At 67.9% G+C, this 15,068-nt stretch carries 16 protein-coding genes and 1 pseudogene; 4 read left to right on the top strand and 13 right to left on the bottom strand.

Annotated elements, in window-relative coordinates; translation table 11 throughout:
• The gene (locus AC3A3G_RS08205) at positions 1 to 1,923 is read left to right on the top strand and encodes an ATP-binding protein (protein WP_313515731.1); all 1,923 of its coding nucleotides are present in this window, start codon (positions 1 to 3) and stop codon (positions 1,921 to 1,923) included.
• Here the strand turns inward: AC3A3G_RS08205 and AC3A3G_RS08200 are convergent.
• Together AC3A3G_RS08200 and AC3A3G_RS08195 are read right to left on the bottom strand one after the other, a co-directional pair.
• Positions 1,920 to 2,342, bottom strand: coding sequence for a very short patch repair endonuclease (locus AC3A3G_RS08200; RefSeq protein WP_125901796.1), 423 nt, complete (start codon positions 2,340 to 2,342; stop codon positions 1,920 to 1,922). The genes AC3A3G_RS08205 and AC3A3G_RS08200 overlap by 4 nt on opposite strands.
• Before the next feature lie 51 nt (positions 2,343 to 2,393).
• Entirely contained in the window at positions 2,394 to 2,882 is a 489-nt protein-coding gene (locus AC3A3G_RS08195) for a peroxiredoxin (protein WP_088410358.1), read from the bottom strand.
• Positions 2,883 to 3,016: 134 nt separating this feature from the next.
• On the opposite strand from AC3A3G_RS08195, the gene AC3A3G_RS08190 reads away from it, so the two are divergent.
• Complete coding sequence (locus AC3A3G_RS08190; RefSeq protein ID WP_003165965.1) at positions 3,017 to 3,586, top strand: YqgE/AlgH family protein; 570 nt, start codon at positions 3,017 to 3,019, stop codon at positions 3,584 to 3,586.
• 7 nt (positions 3,587 to 3,593) lie between these two features.
• On the opposite strand, the gene AC3A3G_RS08185 is transcribed toward AC3A3G_RS08190, so the two are convergent.
• The 11 genes from AC3A3G_RS08185 to coxB all read right to left on the bottom strand — a co-directional run bounded on the left by AC3A3G_RS08185 (position 3,594) and on the right by coxB (position 13,788).
• Positions 3,594 to 5,261, bottom strand: coding sequence for a putative bifunctional diguanylate cyclase/phosphodiesterase (locus AC3A3G_RS08185; RefSeq protein ID WP_487487936.1), 1,668 nt, complete (start codon positions 5,259 to 5,261; stop codon positions 3,594 to 3,596).
• Positions 5,258 to 5,878 carry a GNAT family N-acetyltransferase gene (locus tag AC3A3G_RS08180; RefSeq protein ID WP_487487935.1) on the bottom strand — a complete coding sequence of 207 codons (621 nt, stop codon included), beginning with the start codon at positions 5,876 to 5,878 and terminating at the stop codon, positions 5,258 to 5,260. Before AC3A3G_RS08180 ends, AC3A3G_RS08185 begins: the two co-directional genes overlap by 4 nt.
• A gap of 46 nt (positions 5,879 to 5,924) precedes the next feature.
• Positions 5,925 to 7,139, bottom strand: coding sequence for a M16 family metallopeptidase (locus AC3A3G_RS08175; RefSeq protein ID WP_487488042.1), 1,215 nt, complete (start codon positions 7,137 to 7,139; stop codon positions 5,925 to 5,927).
• A 55-nt stretch (positions 7,140 to 7,194) separates the two neighbouring features.
• Positions 7,195 to 7,920, bottom strand: a complete 726-nt coding sequence (locus AC3A3G_RS08170) for an SURF1 family protein (RefSeq protein WP_368924576.1) — start codon at positions 7,918 to 7,920, stop codon at positions 7,195 to 7,197.
• Positions 7,917 to 8,249, bottom strand: a complete 333-nt coding sequence (locus tag AC3A3G_RS08165; RefSeq protein ID WP_200168030.1) for a DUF983 domain-containing protein — start codon at positions 8,247 to 8,249, stop codon at positions 7,917 to 7,919. Before AC3A3G_RS08165 ends, AC3A3G_RS08170 begins: the two co-directional genes overlap by 4 nt.
• Before the next feature lie 92 nt (positions 8,250 to 8,341).
• Entirely contained in the window at positions 8,342 to 9,220 is an 879-nt protein-coding gene (locus AC3A3G_RS08160) for a cytochrome c oxidase subunit 3 (RefSeq protein ID WP_200168029.1), read from the bottom strand.
• A 42-nt stretch (positions 9,221 to 9,262) separates the two neighbouring features.
• Entirely contained in the window at positions 9,263 to 9,838 is a 576-nt protein-coding gene (locus AC3A3G_RS08155; RefSeq protein ID WP_087141734.1) for a cytochrome c oxidase assembly protein, read from the bottom strand.
• Between the two features lie 5 nt (positions 9,839 to 9,843).
• A complete protein-coding gene (locus tag AC3A3G_RS08150) occupies positions 9,844 to 10,098 on the bottom strand; it encodes a hypothetical protein (RefSeq protein ID WP_125901211.1) in 255 nt (84 codons plus the stop codon).
• A 5-nt stretch (positions 10,099 to 10,103) separates the two neighbouring features.
• Positions 10,104 to 11,081, bottom strand: a complete 978-nt coding sequence (cyoE, locus tag AC3A3G_RS08145) for a heme o synthase (protein ID WP_487487934.1) — start codon at positions 11,079 to 11,081, stop codon at positions 10,104 to 10,106.
• Between the two features lie 65 nt (positions 11,082 to 11,146).
• Positions 11,147 to 12,793 (bottom strand): cytochrome c oxidase subunit I, encoded by a 1,647-nt coding sequence (ctaD, locus tag AC3A3G_RS08140; RefSeq protein ID WP_087141731.1) that lies wholly within the window; start codon positions 12,791 to 12,793, stop codon positions 11,147 to 11,149.
• Positions 12,794 to 12,816: 23 nt separating this feature from the next.
• Entirely contained in the window at positions 12,817 to 13,788 is a 972-nt protein-coding gene (coxB, locus tag AC3A3G_RS08135) for a cytochrome c oxidase subunit II (RefSeq protein WP_200168026.1), read from the bottom strand.
• 264 nt (positions 13,789 to 14,052) lie between these two features.
• Between coxB and AC3A3G_RS08130 the strand changes: the two are divergent.
• Positions 14,053 to 14,364: pseudogene (locus AC3A3G_RS08130) on the top strand (PadR family transcriptional regulator); the annotation flags it as partial.
• A 116-nt stretch (positions 14,365 to 14,480) separates the two neighbouring features.
• Positions 14,481 to 15,047, top strand: coding sequence for a DUF1700 domain-containing protein (locus tag AC3A3G_RS08125; protein WP_200168024.1), 567 nt, complete (start codon positions 14,481 to 14,483; stop codon positions 15,045 to 15,047).
• Positions 15,048 to 15,068: the final 21 nt, after the last annotated feature.

The following is a 15,068-nucleotide window of genomic DNA, read 5'->3' as shown; positions in this document are numbered from 1 at the left end:
ATGTCGGATCCTCTCGCCGACGCCCACATCGGTTGGGCGCCAGCCATTCGCCAACGTCGCAAGGCGACGATGCAGCGCCTCGTCATGGGCGCGGCGACAGCGCTTGTCTTCAGCCCCCTTCTGGGTCTGGCGGCCTGCCTGGCCTGGCTGGCGGCCTATGTCCTGATTCAGGGGCTTGAGGCCTGGCTGGCCGAGCCCGTGGTGAAGGGACAGGTCAACGCTCCCCTGGGCTGGCGCGGCCCGGCCCTTGACGCAACCCTGGCCCTAAACGCCGGCTTCATTGGCTTTCTGTCCATTCCCTTGTGGCTGGTCGGCGGGCCCATGGGCGGATTCGCCGCAGCCGTCCTGCTGTCCGCAGGCACGGTCAATTCGGTGATCATGTCGGCCGGCAACATGCGGGTGTTCGCCTTCACCGTCGCGCCCCAGCTCGGCTATCTGGCCCTGACCCCCTTCTTCATGGCCCAGTGGGGCGCCGAAAGGCCCTTGGTCACCGCCGTCGGCATCGGGGTCGTCATCTACTCCATCTTCTGCCTGAACACCCGGGCCAGCCTGCGCCGGGGCATGCTGGCCGAGCACCGCGCGCTGAGCGAGGCAGACAACAAACGCCATCAGGCCGAGACCGCCATGGCCGAACGCGGCGCCTTCATGGCCGCCGTCGGTCATGACCTGCGCACCCCGATCAGCGCCATTCTGACCGGGGCCGATTATCTCCGCACGGCCGCACCCTCCTCCGCCGCACGTCAGCAGATCGCTCTCATCGAGGACGCCGGCCTGATGATGAAGGCCCTGTTGGACGACCTGTTGGACCATGCCCGCCTGAACGCCGGACGGATGCACGTCGACAGCCGCGACTTCGACCTGCGCCTGATGCTGGCCCAGACCGCCCGCCTCTGGCAGGGGCCGGTCCGCGCCAAGGGCTTGCAACTGCGGCTAGAAGGCGCCCGCGAAACGCCCCGCTGGGTGCGCGGCGACGCCATGCGCCTTCGCCAGGTGCTGAACAATCTGATCTCCAACGCCATGAAGTTCACCGAAGCCGGCACCGTGACCCTGAAGGTCCGCGCCTGGCTGGATGACGAAGGCGCCCATGCGCTGCTGATCGACGTGGCGGATACGGGGCGCGGCATGACGGCCAAGCAGCTGGACCGCCTCTTCACCCCCTTCGACCAGACCCAGGACGGCGTCGCCGCACGCTTCGGCGGTTCAGGCCTGGGCCTGGCGATCAGTCGCGATCTAGTCGAGCTGATGGGCGGGCGCATGACGGTCCGCAGCGAACCGGGCTGTGGCGCGCAGTTCACCGTGGCCCTGAGCTTGCCTAAAGGCGCCGGTCCCGACAGAGCCGGTGTTGAGGCGACGGCCGGTCCCGCGCCCCATGGCCGTCTGGACCCTGTCGCCTTCGCCCCGGACGACAACGCCCGCCCGCCCGCCCGCTCCGCCCCCGTCGCACCCTCGACCGCGCCTCAAAGCGAGGTTCCGAGCATCGACTCGGATATGACGGATTCGGATCAGGAAAACGCCGACGACGCCCGCCCTTTGCGCGTCCTGGTCGTCGATGACCACGCCATCAATCGCCGCGCCATCCAGCTGATCCTTCAGGCCTTCGATTGCGAGATCGTCATGGCCGAGAACGGCCTGGCGGCGCTTCAAGCCTGCGAAGGACAGATCTTCGACGTCATCTTCATGGACGTTCGAATGCCCGAACTGGACGGACGCGAGACGACGCGTCGCCTCAGAAAGGGCGGCGGGCCGAACGCCAGCGCCCCCGTCATCGCCGTGACCGCCGACACCGAGCCGGAGGATATGGCGGCCTGTCTGGCTTCAGGCATGAACGCCTTCGTATCCAAGCCCCTGACGCCTGCCGCCCTGCTGGACGCCCTGTCCCGCACCCTGGACGCCGCCGCCCAAGACGCCGAGGCGGCGGCCTAATCACCGCTCGACCGGAGAATCGCTGCGGCCAAGCGTTCGGCCCAGTCCGGCGTCTTCAGTTCGCATTCCCACAGGGTCAGGACGCGCCAGCCCGCCGCCGTCAGTTCTTCCGCTACACGGATGTCGCGGGCGTGGTTGCGCTCGATCTTGGCGGCCCAGTAGGCGGCGTTGCCCTTCGGCTTGCGAGCGCCGCGCGGGCAGTCATGATCGTGCCAGAAACAGCCATGGACGAACAGGGCGATGCGCCGCCCCTTCATCACCACATCGGGTCGGCCAGGCAAGCCGCAACCGCCGAGCCGATAACCGATTCCCGCCGAACGCAGCACACGCCGGACCTTGATCTCGGGGCTGGTGTCGCGGTCCTTCACGCGCCGCATGACGGCGCTGCGCTTCTCTGGCGTGAAGACGTCGCCCGCCACGTCCTCAGCCCCGCGAGCGGCGAGCGAGACGGCGGCGGGCGACGCCCGTCATCACAGCTGGGCCAGCAGGTGCTCGGCCGAAGACACCTTGAACTCGCCGCCCTGCTCGATGTTGAGCTGGTCGACCACGCCGTCCTTGACCAGCATGGAGTAACGCTGCGAACGCTCGCCCATGCCGAAGCCCTTGGCGTCCAGCGCCAGGCCCACCGCGCGGGTGAAGTCGCCGTTGCCGTCGGCCAGCATGACCACGTCGTCGGCGCCGTTCAGATCATTGGCCTTGGCCCAGGCGCCCATGACGAAGGCGTCGTTGACCGAGACGCAGGCGACCGTGTCCACGCCCTTGCCCGCCAGATCGGCGCGGTGATCGACATAGCCCGGCAGATGGCGCGCCGAACAGGTCGGGGTGAAGGCGCCCGGCACGGCGAACAGGGCGACCGTCTTGCCGCCGAACAGCTCGGCCGTCGTGACCGGCTTGGGGCCGTCGGGCGTCATGGTCGTCAGGGTGGCGTCGGGAATGCGGTCGCCGATCTGGATGGTCATGTCGGGGTCTCCGGGAGTTCGGCCCGGACGATCCAGGACGATGGGAGTCAGATAGAGACCCGTAAGGAGATCGCCAAGCGCGGGGGCCTTGAGAATGGCTTGCGCCCGCCATCGTCCGCCCCGATGATAGAGGCATGACCGCCTTCTCCTCCCTGACCGGGCGTCTGCTGGTGGCGATGCCGGGTATCGACGACGATCGCTTCCGCCACGCCGTCATCCTGATTTGCGCCCACGACGACGAGCACGCCCTGGGCCTGCGCCTGGACCAGCCCGCGCCGGGCGTCTCCCTGGCCGAGGTTCTGGAAAAGCTGGACACCCCCGTCGACGACGCCGCGCGCGACCGTTCGGTGCTGATCGGCGGCCCGGTCGAGCGCGAGCGCGGCTTCGTCCTGCACACCGCCGACTGGACCAGCGAGGACGCCAGCCTGACCTTCGGCGACGGCCTGGCCCTGACTGGCACCCGCGACGCCCTGGCCGCCATGGCCGACGCCGAGGACGGCCCTAGCCGCGCCATCCTTCTGCTGGGCTACGCCGGGTGGGGCGAGGGGCAGTTGGAGGAAGAGCTGAACGAAAACGTCTGGCTGACGACGGACGCCGACCCGGCCCTGATCTTCGACGCCGACTACGACACCAAATGGAGCCGCGCCCTGGCCGCCCTGGGCGTCGACGCCGCCCGCCTGTCCAGCCAGAGCGGGCGGGCCTGACGGCGGCCTAGACCGAGCGCGCCTTGATCGGCGCTGCGCCGTCGGCCAGGGACTCGTTCAGATAGACCTCCGCCTCCTGGGCCGGCAGGGCGGGCGCATAGCCGAAGCCCTGACCATAGTGGCAGCCGTCATCGAGCAGCAGCTGGGCCAGGGAGGCGTTCTCCACCCCCTCGGCCACCACTTCCAGCGCCAGATCGCGGCCCAGATTGACGACGGATCGCACGATCTTCGCCGAGCCCTCGTCCTTGTCCATCGTCAGAACGAAGTAGCGATCGATCTTCAGCGTATCGAACGGCAGCTTGGCCAGGTAGGACAGGGACGAGAAGCCGGTGCCGAAATCGTCCAGCGCCAGGCTGGCCCCGGCCTCGCGCAGGGCCTTCAGCACCTCGGCGGCGCGCGCGGTGTCGCGCATGATGTCGCCCTCGGTGACTTCCAGCTTCAGGGCGCCGCGCGGCAGACCGGCCTCCTTGATGATGCGGGCCACGTCCTCAACCAGGTGAGCGCGCTCGATCTCGCCCACCGACAGGTTGACGCTGCAGAACAGCCGCCCGGCGCTGGGGTGGCGGTGCAGCCACTCGGCCAGCTGACGCGACGCCTCGGTCATCATCAGCAGGCCCAGTTCGTTCATCAGGCCCATTTCGTCGGCCAGGGTCAGAAACTCGTCCGGCGGCACCAGGCCGCGCCGGGGGTGACGCCAGCGCGCCAGAGCCTCGAACCCGGCCACGGCGCCGGACTTCAGGTTCACGATCGGCTGGAAGAAGGGCTCGATCTCGCCGCGCACGAAGGCGTTGCGCAGGTCCGCCTCCAGCGCCAGGCGGGACAGGCTGTCGCTTTCCAGCGCCCGGCCATAAGCCGCCGCGCCCCCGCGCCCGGCCGTCTTGGCCTGTTCGACCGCCAGTTCGACCCGGCGCAGAAGCTCGGCCGGATCCGGCGCGTCGGGACCGCCCTCAGCCGTCACGGCGCCGATGGAGACCGTGGGATAGATGTCAAAACCCGCCATGCGCAGCGGCTGCTCCAACGCCTCACGCATGCGCTCGCCGCCGCCGGTTCCGCCACGCCGCACCAGGACCGCGAACTCGTCCTCGCCGATCCGAGCGGGCGCGCAGTCCTCGGAAAAGGCCGCCGACAGACGCGAGCCCAGCGCCGACAGCACAAGGTCGGCGCGTTCGTGGCCCAAGGCCTCGTTCAGGCGACGAAGACGATCCAGATCGCCGACCACCAGTTCATAATCGCCCGGCTGGACCAGAGCTTCGGCGGCGCGGACCAGGAAGGTGCGTCGGTCCAGCAAACCCGTCACCGTGTCTCGATCAGCTCCGGCGAACTTGGTTTCAAGCGCGACGATGCCCGCCGCGCGCAGGCCGTCCTCCAGCCAGACCCCGCGCCACAGACAAGTCTCGCACCCGCGCATCCGCAGGCGCACGGCGATCTCCGTCCCCTCGGCCTGGGGCTTCAGCAGGCGGTCGGCCAGGGCGCGGTCCTGAGGCATGGCCAGGGCGGTGAAAGCCGCGCCCGAGCACTGCGGCGCCAGCGGCCCCAGACCCAGCGGCCGGGTGGCGCCGGTGAAACGGATCTGATCTTCGGCAGGCGTCCAGATCCATAGGGCGGCGTCGGCCGCGGCGAGGGCTTCGATCGCCGTGGTCGGATCCCACGTCAGGGCTCTGGATCGTGTGCTCAAGACGGGTCCGATACTCTGACTGAAGGGGCGACGCCGGCGGCGAACTCCTGATCGAGGACGCCGAACAACAGATGGTCTGCCCATCGGCCGTTAATTTTCAAATAAGCGCGGGCGAGACCTTCCTGACGAAAACCGGCCTTTTCCAAGACGCGGCGCGAGGCGTGGTTGGTCGGCACGCAGGCGGCCTCGACCCGATGCAGCCCCAGGGCGCTGAAGGCATGGCCCAGCATGGCCCGCACCGCCGCCGTGCCGACGCCCTGCCCCGCATAGGGACGGCCGATCCAGTAGCCCAGGGTGCCGGTCTCGGCCACGCCGCGCCGGATGTTGGACAAGGTGATGGCGCCCAGCAGCGCGTCGTCGGCTTGATCGAACACGAACAGGGGCCAGGCCGTGCCCTGCTCCATCTCCCGCGCATAGACGCCCAGGCGGCGGCGATAGGCGGCGCGGGTCAGATCGTCTTCGGCCCAGGCCGGCTCCCACGGCTGCAGATAGTCGCGCGATTCCTCACGCAGGGAGGCCCACGCCACATAGTCCGCGGGGCGCGGCGGGCGCAGCAGAACCCCCTGCCCGTTCAGGACCGGTCCGGTCGCCTCGGCCATCCAATCGAACAGGGCCATGGAGCAAACGATAGCGCGAAGCGATCTCGGCGTCAGCAGGCCGTGATCAGCCCGCCGCCATCCGCTGACGGAAGACGCGCCCCGCCCCGCCCGCCGCCCTGGGGCCCAGGACCGCCGTCGCCGACAGTCCCTGGCTCGTCATGGCCTGGCCCACCACGCGCAGATCCTGCGCCGTCTGGGCCTCGATGCGGGCGGCGCTGTCTTCCGACGAGACCGGCGCGCCGAACGCCAGGGTCTGCCCCGCCAGACGACCCGAGCGGCTGGCCGGGCTTTCGTCGGCCATCCACAGGCTGGCGTTCAGCACGGCCTTGGCCCGCGCCAGCTCCGCCTCCGTCGGCCCCTTGTCGGCCAGGTCGAGGATCTCGGCGGCGCACAGTTCGGCCAGCTCCAGCGACCGCTCGGCCGCCGCCCCGGCATAGACGCCCAGCAGGCCCAGATCGTCATAGGTCTCGTGATAGGCGTCGATGGCGTAGGCCAGTCCGCGATCCTCGCGCGCGCTCTGGAACAGGCGCGAGGCCATGCCGCCGCCCAGGATTTCGGTGAACAGGCGCAGGGCCGGCTGTCGCGGATCGCGCACGCCCAGGCTCGGCAGCTGGAAGACCAGATTGGCCTGTTCGATCTTGCGCGCCAGCTTCGCCTCGCCGCCGGTGAAGACGGCCGGCGCCGTCGGTTCGTGCGGCGCGGCGACCGCCTGACCGAACCAGGCCTCGGCCAGAGTCAGCAGCTCGGCCTCATCGACCGCGCCGGACACCGACACCACCATGTGGTCGGGCGAATAGAGCCGCGCGCGCCAATCGGCCACGGCCGCCCGGTCGGCGGGCGCCAGGCTGGCGATCGAACCCAGGATCGGCCGCCCCAGGGCCTGGCCGGCGAAGGCCTGGGTCTGGGCCATCTCGAACACATGATCGTCGGGGGTGTCGAAGGCCTCGGCGATCTCCTGCGCCACCACGTCCTTCTCGCGCTCGATCTCCTCGGGCGACAGGGTCGGGCGGAACACCAGGTCGGACAGCACCTGCATGGCCAGCGGCAGGCTGCCCTTCAGGGCGCGCACGTCGAAGCTGGTGCGCTCATAGCCGGTGGCGGCGTTGATCGAGCCGCCCTCGGCCTCGATGCGCTCGACGATCTCGCGCGCGCCCATGTCGCCCGCGCCCTTGAAGACCAGATGCTCCAGCAGATGCGACCAGCCGGAATGGACTTCGTCCTCCATGCGGGCGCCGCCGTTGACGGCCACGGTCACGGCGATGGTGCGCAGGCCGGGCATGGGGTCGCACACGACGCGCACGCCGTTGGACAGGGTGTGAAGACGAGCAGTCAGGTCAGCGATCCTTGGAAGGCGTGGGGCGATAGCGGCGCAGCAGCAGGGCCGCGTAGAAGACGACCAGGGTGATCGCCAGGCCGAACCAGGTCAGGGCGTAGCCCAGGTGGTTGTTGCTAAAGGCGGCGGGCGGCGACACCGGCCGCAACGTCGTCAATTCGGGATTGGCCGAGGTGGTCGCATAGACGGTGTAGGGCGACACCGCCCCCGTCACGCCCAGGGCCTGGGCCATCGCCGCCCGGTCGCGGCCGTAGAAGAGCTTGCCCGAGGGCGGCGGGGTCATGGCGTTGGGGCCCGGCGCCTGGCGCACCACGCCCGCGATCACGACCGGCATGGCGGCCTCGGCCTGCACGGCGGGGCGCTCGGCTGTTTCGGCGGGCAGGAAGCCGCGGTCGACCAGCACCGTCCCCTGACCCTCGACCGGACAGGCCGAGATCAGCCGCACCCCGGCGTCGCCGTCCTCGATGGTCTGAAGCTCGACGAAGGGCGCCGCGTTCAGGCCCCGGCAGGTCACGACCACCTGGCGGAACTCGGGATCAGCCAGCGTCAGCGCCTCGGCCAGGGGAAGCGGCGCCTGGGCCGCGGCGGCCTCGGCCTTGTCGATCAGGTCCAGCTTCCACTGCAGCCGCTGCACCTGCCACACGCCCAGCGTCAGCAGGGCGCCCAGCAGCAGGACGGCGATCACGGTCAGGATGATGGGAAAGCGAGGCCGGGCGGCGACGATCATCGGGTCTCTCGGTGTGAATCGGCGCCCTTCTGGCGCAGCATCTGCAGGGCTGTCATCAGCCCTTTGCCCGGCCGCATCAAGGCCACGGCCAGAACCGCGACCAACGGCAGCCAGATGATCAGGTGCAGCCAGATCGGCGGGCTCCAGGCGATTTCGACGGCCAGGGCCGAGAAGCCGACCAGAAAGCCGGCGATCTGCATGATGAAGGTGGCCGCGCCGTCGCCCGTCTCGACCGAACCCAGATCGAAACCGCAGGCCTCGCAAGCGGAGCGGCGCTTCAGGAAGCCCTCGAACAGCGCCCCGCGCCCGCAGGCCGGACAGCGCCCCATGATCCCTGCGCGAACAGCGGGCCAGACAAGCAAATCGGCGCGGGGCTTGAGGCCCCGCGCCGACGAAAGCTCAACTTGTCCGTCGCGTTCGATCAACCGAAGACGACGTACATGAAGACGAAGAGGAACAGCCACACCACGTCGACGAAGTGCCAGTACCAGGCAGCGGCTTCGAGGCCGAAATGCTTCTGCGGGGTCATCTGACCGGCGTAGAGGCGCAGCAGGCAGACGGCCAGGAAGATGGTGCCGACCAGGACGTGGAAGCCGTGGAAGCCCGTCGTCATGAAGAAGATGGAGCCGTACAGCTTCGACTGGGCCGCTTCCTCGCTGAAGAACAGGTGGCCGTGCAGGATGTGGTAATACTCATAGGCCTGAACGCCGGTGAACAGCACGCCCAGCAGGACGGTGATCAGCAGGCCCAGCTTGGCGCCCTTGCGGTCGCCGCCGATCAGGGCGTGGTGCGCCCAGGTCAGGGTCGTGCCCGACAGCAGCAGGATGACCGTGTTCATGAGCGGCAGGCTCCACGGATCCAGCAGCTCGACGCCCTTGGGCGGCCAGGTCTGCCAGGCGGTCGCCGTGTCGGCCCAGTTGCCCACTTCCGGGATGATCGTGCGCGCTTCGTTGAAGATCGCCATGTCGAAGAACATCCAGAAGAAGGAGACGAAGAACATCACCTCCGACGCGATGAACAGCACCATGCCGTAGCGCAGGCCGATGCCGACGACCGGGGTGTGGTCGCCCTTCTTGGATTCCTTGATGACGTCGGCCCACCAGCCGTACATCGTGAACAGCACGCCCGCGAGGCCGGCGAAGAACAGCCACTTGGTGCCTTCGGGCATGCCGAACAGGCCCTTCATCCACATCACGGCGCCGACGAACATGATGCACGCGGAGAAGGAGGCGATCAGCGGCCAGGGGCTCGGATCGACCAGATGGTAGTCGTGTTGCGGTTTCGCGTGAGCGTCAGCCATTCCCAAGGTCTCTGAATTAAGGCGAGAGTCGTTTGAAGAGGGCTATAGCCCCCGCTCTCCGGCTTTGCCAACAGCAGAGTCGTTCGCAACGGCCTGCTGAAAGCCTTTGGTTGGAAAGAAGGTGTAGCTGAGGGTGATTTCGCGCACCCCCTTCACCTCGGCGTCGGTCGCCATCTCGGGCGCGACGAAATACTGCATCGGGAAGGAGACGGTCGCGCCCGGCGCGATCTCCTGCCCCTCGAAGCAGAAGCACTGCAGCTTCTGGAAGTACGGACCGGCCCGCTCGGGCACGACGTTATAGGCCGCCGTGGCGTGGATCGTCTGGTTCGAGGTGTTGGTCACCTCGAAATAGGCCATGCCCGTCTCGCCGATGCGGACCTTCTGGCTGAACTGCTCGGCCTTGAAGGTCATGGGCAGGTCGCGGACGTTGGTGTCGAAACGGATCAGGACTTCCTGATCCAGGATCGTGGTCGGCGCCGCCTCGGCCTTCATGGTCGTGCCGTCAAAGCCCGTCACCTGGCAGAACAGCCGGTACAGCGGCACGGCGGCGAAGGCCGCGCCCGTCATCAGGATGACCAGGGCCGCGCACAGCAGCGCGACCGAATTCTTGTTCTTCACAGCCCTCAAGGCTCCTGGGTTACAGGCGCAGGAGCGTCCGGCTGGACCGGCGCCGGAAGGGCCGGATCGGCCCTCTCCAGCGTGGCCAGGGCCGCCGCCTCGGCTTCATGCCGCGCCTGGTTGTTGGCGTGCATGCGCGACACCGTCACGGTGTAGACCAGGGCGATGAAGGCCAGCAGGCCCAGGGCGATGGCCACGTTGCGACGCTTGCGCGCACGAACCTGTTCATCGTTCAGCTTCAGGTACTGGAGGTTGGACATGGGATTCAGACTCCGACGCCCGACAGATGCTCGACCAACAGGGCCGAGAACAACGCCATCAGGTACAAGATCGAAAAGGCGAACAGGTTGCGGGCCGGTTTGGCCTCGACCCGGACGTCATACAATGCGGCCTCTCGCCCCACGGCCTCGGCCTTGTCGGGCTGGTCGCCGGCGCGCGAGCGCCACAGGCGGAAGGCCAGGGCCAGGAAGCCCAGCCCCCCCGCGACCGACACCACCAGATAGATGGGGCCGCCCAGGCCGGTGAAGGCCGGCGCGATCGCCACCGGCACGAAGGCCAGGCTGTAGAGCAGGATCTGCAGACGGGTCGACTTGGCCCCGCGCGCCACCGGCATCATCGGAATGCCCGCCTTGGCGTAGTCGCCGGCCGAATAGAGGGTCAGGGCCCAGGTGTGCGGCGGCGTCCACATGAAGATGATCAGGAACAGCAGCCAGGCCTGCCACGGCGCGTCGCCCGTCACCGCCGCCCAGCCGATCACGGGGGGCAAGGCCCCTGCCGCGCCGCCGATGACGATGTTCTGGGGCGTCCGGCGCTTCAGCACCAGGGTGTAGAGCCAGACGTAATAGACGATGGTCAGGGCCAGCAGGCCGCCCGCCAGCCAGTTGGTCGTCATGCCCAGCAGCATGACCGAAAAGACCGACAGCACCATGCCGAAGGCGATGGCGTCGTTCTTGCGCACGCGGCCCGCCGCGACCGGACGGCCGCGCGTGCGGCGCATCAGGGCGTCGGTCTCGCCCTCGACCGCCATGTTCAGCGCGCCCGCCGCTCCAGCGCCGACGGCGATGCACAGAATGGCGATGACCGCATTGACCCAGCTCAGCTGACCAGGCGCCACGACCAGGCCCGTCACCGCCGTGAACACCACAAGCGACATGACGCGCGGCTTCAGCAGCTGGAAGAAGTCTTCCGGCTGGGCCGTGGTGACGAGGGGCGTTTCGCGGGTGGGCTGTTCGGTCATGGTCATAAAAAGCGTTAAGGCCGCCCCTCCGATTACGGAAGGGCGGCCTCTCCGGGTCTATCCGATAAGGATCAGTGGTTGTCCGCCTTGACCACCGGCAGTTCGTTGAACTGGTGGTGCGGGGGCGGCGAGGACAGGGTCCACTCCAGCGTGGTGGCGCCTTCGCCCCACGGGTTGGCCTCGGCCTTGCGGCGACGGATGGCGGATTCCAGCAGCAGCACCAGGAACACGCCCACGCCGATGATGGTGATCAGATAGCCGACCGACGAGACGTGGTTCCAGTAGGTGAAGGCTTCCGGATAGTCGACGTAGCGACGCGGCATGCCCTGCAGACCCAGGAAGTGCTGCGGGAAGAACACCAGGTTCACGCCCACGAACATGATCCAGAAGTGAGCCTGAGCCAGGAACTCATTGTACTTCACCCCGAACATCTTCTCGTACCAGTAGTAGAAGGCCGCGAAAATCGAGAAGATGGCGCCCAGCGACAGCACATAGTGGAAGTGCGCCACGACGTAGTAGGTGTCGTGCAGGCTGTAGTCGATGCCGGCGTTCGACAGGACCACGCCGGTCACGCCGCCGACGGTGAACAGGAAGATGAAGCCCATCGCCCACAGCATGGGCGCCTTGAAGGTGATGGAGCCGCCCCACATGGTGGCGATCCAGCTGAAGATCTTCACGCCCGTGGGCACGGCGATGATCATGGTCGCGGCCACGAAGTAGGCGCGCAGGTTCACGCTCATGCCGACCGTGTACATGTGGTGCGCCCACACGATGAAGCCGATGAAGCCGATGGCGACCATGGCGTAGGCCATCGCGAGATAGCCGAAGATCGGCTTCTTCGAGAAGGTCGAGACGATGTGCGAGATCATGCCGAAGCCCGGCAGGATCATAATGTACACTTCGGGGTGGCCGAAGAACCAGAACAGGTGCTGGTACATCACCGGGTCGCCGCCGCCGGCCGGATCGAAGAAGGAGGTGCCGAAGTTACGATCGGTCAGCAGCATGGTGATGGCGCCCGCCAGAACCGGCAGCGACAGCAGCAGCAGGAAGGCCGTGATCAGCACGCCCCAGGCGAACAGCGGCATGCGGTGCAGGGTCATGCCCGGCGCGCGCATGTTGAAGATGGTGGTGATGAAGTTGATCGCGCCCAGGATCGACGAGGCGCCCGCGACGTGCAGCGAGAAGATCGCCAGGTCGAACGACGGTCCCGTGTGGCCCATGGTCGACAGCGGCGGATAGGAGGTCCACCCCCCGCCGAAGCCGCGGCCCGGCCCGCCGTCGACGAACATCGACAGCACCAGCAGCACGAAGGCGAAGAAGATCAGCCAGAACGAGATGTTGTTCAAGCGCGGGAAGGCCATGTCCGGCGCCCCGATCATGATCGGGATGAAGTAGTTGCCGAAGCCGCCCATGGTTGCGGGCATGACGACGAAGAACACCATGATCAGGGCGTGGGCCGTGACCGTGACGTTGTAGCCGTGCTTGGAAGCCTCGACGATCCCCAGTTGCTGGATGATCGTGCCTTCCTTGAACAGCTGGATGCCCGGCTCGGCCAGTTCCCAGCGGATCAGGCCCGACAGGGCGCCGCCGACAAGACCGGTGAAGATGGCGAACACCAGGTACAGAATCCCGATGTCCTTGTGGTTGGTCGACAGGAACCAGCGGGTGAAGAAGCCCGGCTTATGGTCGTGTGAATCGTGAACAGCAGCGGTGGCCATGGGTCTGGGCTCTCGCGTCTCTCTTACTGAGCGGCCGGCGCGGCGGGCGCGGCGGCGGTTGCGGGGGCCGCAGGCGCGGCGTCGGTCGGGGCGGCGGCGGCGTCAGCAGCCGGAGCGGCGGGCGCTTCGGCGGCGGCGGGCGCAGCCGCAGCAGCGGCGGCCGCGGCGTCATCGGCGGCCTTGGTCATGGAGCCGCCCTTGGAGGCGACCCAGGCGGCGAAGGCTTCCTGGCTCACCACCTTGACGTGGATCGGCATGAAGGCGTGGTCGACGCCGCACAGCTCGGAGCACTGGCCGTAGTAGTCGCCTTCCTTCTCGGCGCGGAACCAGGTCTCGTTCATGCGGCCCGGAACGGCGTCCACCTTGATGGCGAAGGCCGGCACGGCGACGGCGTGGATCACGTCCGAAGCTGTGATCAGCAGGCGGACGTTCTGACCGACCGGAACCACCATCGGTTCATCGGCGGCCAGGCGGTACAGATGCTTGGGCGCCTTGTCTTCCGGCAGCATGTTCGAGATGTACTCGGCCACGCCCTGGTCCGGATATTCATAGCCCCAGTTCCACTGGTTGCCGGTGATCTTCACCGTCACGTCCGAGTCCGGATAGTCGTGATAGGCGAACAGCAGGCGGAACGAGAACAGGGAGATGCCGACCAGGATCAGCACCGGCACCACGGTCCAGATGACCTCGATGACCGTGTTGTGGCTCCACTTGGCCGGGGTCGGGTTGGCGCGCTTGTTGTAGCGGATCGCGATCCACACCAGCAGCGCCAGCACCAGGACGCAGATCACGGTGATGACCGGCATCAGCACGACGTTGTGGAAGAAGTGAGCCTCGTGCGCCAGCGGCGCGGCCGCCGTCTGGAAGCCGAGACCAGCCGGCGTCGGCTGACCCAAAACATCCTGCGCCATCGCCGGCGCAGCGAAAATGGCGGCAAGGGCGGTCGCGGCGATACCGCCCCCCAACCGCGCCATGGCTCGCATGCCCATCCCCATTCGAGAAGTCCTCATAAACCGTTCTGCAGCAGACGTTTGCGAGCAATTCGCAAGCGTCGCCGGGCCCAGACGGACCTCGGCGTGTCATGGCCGGTCCTTATCGGCTCGAACCGCCCTTGCCAAGCGATCAAGCGCACCTATGGCGCCCTCCGGTCAAAATGCGGTCGATTAAATCGCTGTCATGTTTGGACAGCTACCTTGCACGGCAAGATACCTTGCGATACCCCTTAAGCACCCTAGAGAGGGACGCCCAAGAGGGACGCAATGCCCGACACCATCGACATCCAACTGAAGAAAGGCGTGCTGGGACTGTGTGTCCTGGCGCTGCTCGCCCGACGCGACAGCTACGCCTATGAAATCGCCAGCCGCCTGTCCGACGCCATCGGCATGGGGGAAGGCACCATCTATCCGCTGATGCGGCGGATGCAGACCGACGGCCTGGTCGAGACCTATCTGGTCGAATCATCCAGCGGCCCGTCGCGCAAATACTACCGCCTGACCGCCGCGGGCCGTCGCGCCCTGGACGGCCAGACCGGCGAGTGGCGGGCCTTCGCCCGCGCCGTCGAGGCCCTGATCGCGGGCGATGACGACGACAGCGTCATTGTCGCCGAGGCCCCGGCCGAAACGCCCGCCCTGCTCGATCAGAGCGCCCGAACCGAATCGACCGCCCAAGCTGACAGGGGAGAGGACAAATGAACCGCGCGGAATTCCTGGCGCGACTGCGGCGCGGCCTGGTGGGCCTGCCCGCCGCCACCGCCAATGAGATCGTCAACGACTATGAGGCCCACTTCGCCGACGGCGCCGCCGCCGGACGCAGCGAGGCCGAGGTGGCCGAAGCCCTGGGCGATCCCGATCGCCTGTCCCGCGAACTGAAGGCCGAGGCCGGCGCCCAGCGCTGGCGTCAGGAGCCGTCGGCCTCCTCCGCCGCCGGGGCCGTGTTCGGCATCCTGGGCCTGGGCGCGATCGACATCCTAATCCTGCTGCCCATCGCCCTGCCCGTCTTCGGCACGGTGCTGTCCCTGCTGCTGGGCGGGGTCGGCGTCTTCATCGCCGGCGGCTTCGTCATGGTGGCGGGCGCCTTCATGGGCCTGCCGGGCGGGGCGCTGGCCGCCGCGCTGCTGGGCGTCGGCCTGATGGGCCTGGGCGTCTTCATGGTCGGAACCATGGCCCTGCTGACCAAATGGCTGATCGACGCCACCGTCTGGTACGCCCGCCTGCACTACCGCGTCGTCAAACCCGCCCTGGAACCCCAGGCCTAAAGCCAGAGAGAGGAGAACACA

This window comes from Brevundimonas sp. Soil_N_31 (assembly GCF_057655995.1).
Note: the sequence above shows the minus strand (reverse complement) of the source record. Positions and strands in the feature narration are given on the sequence as shown.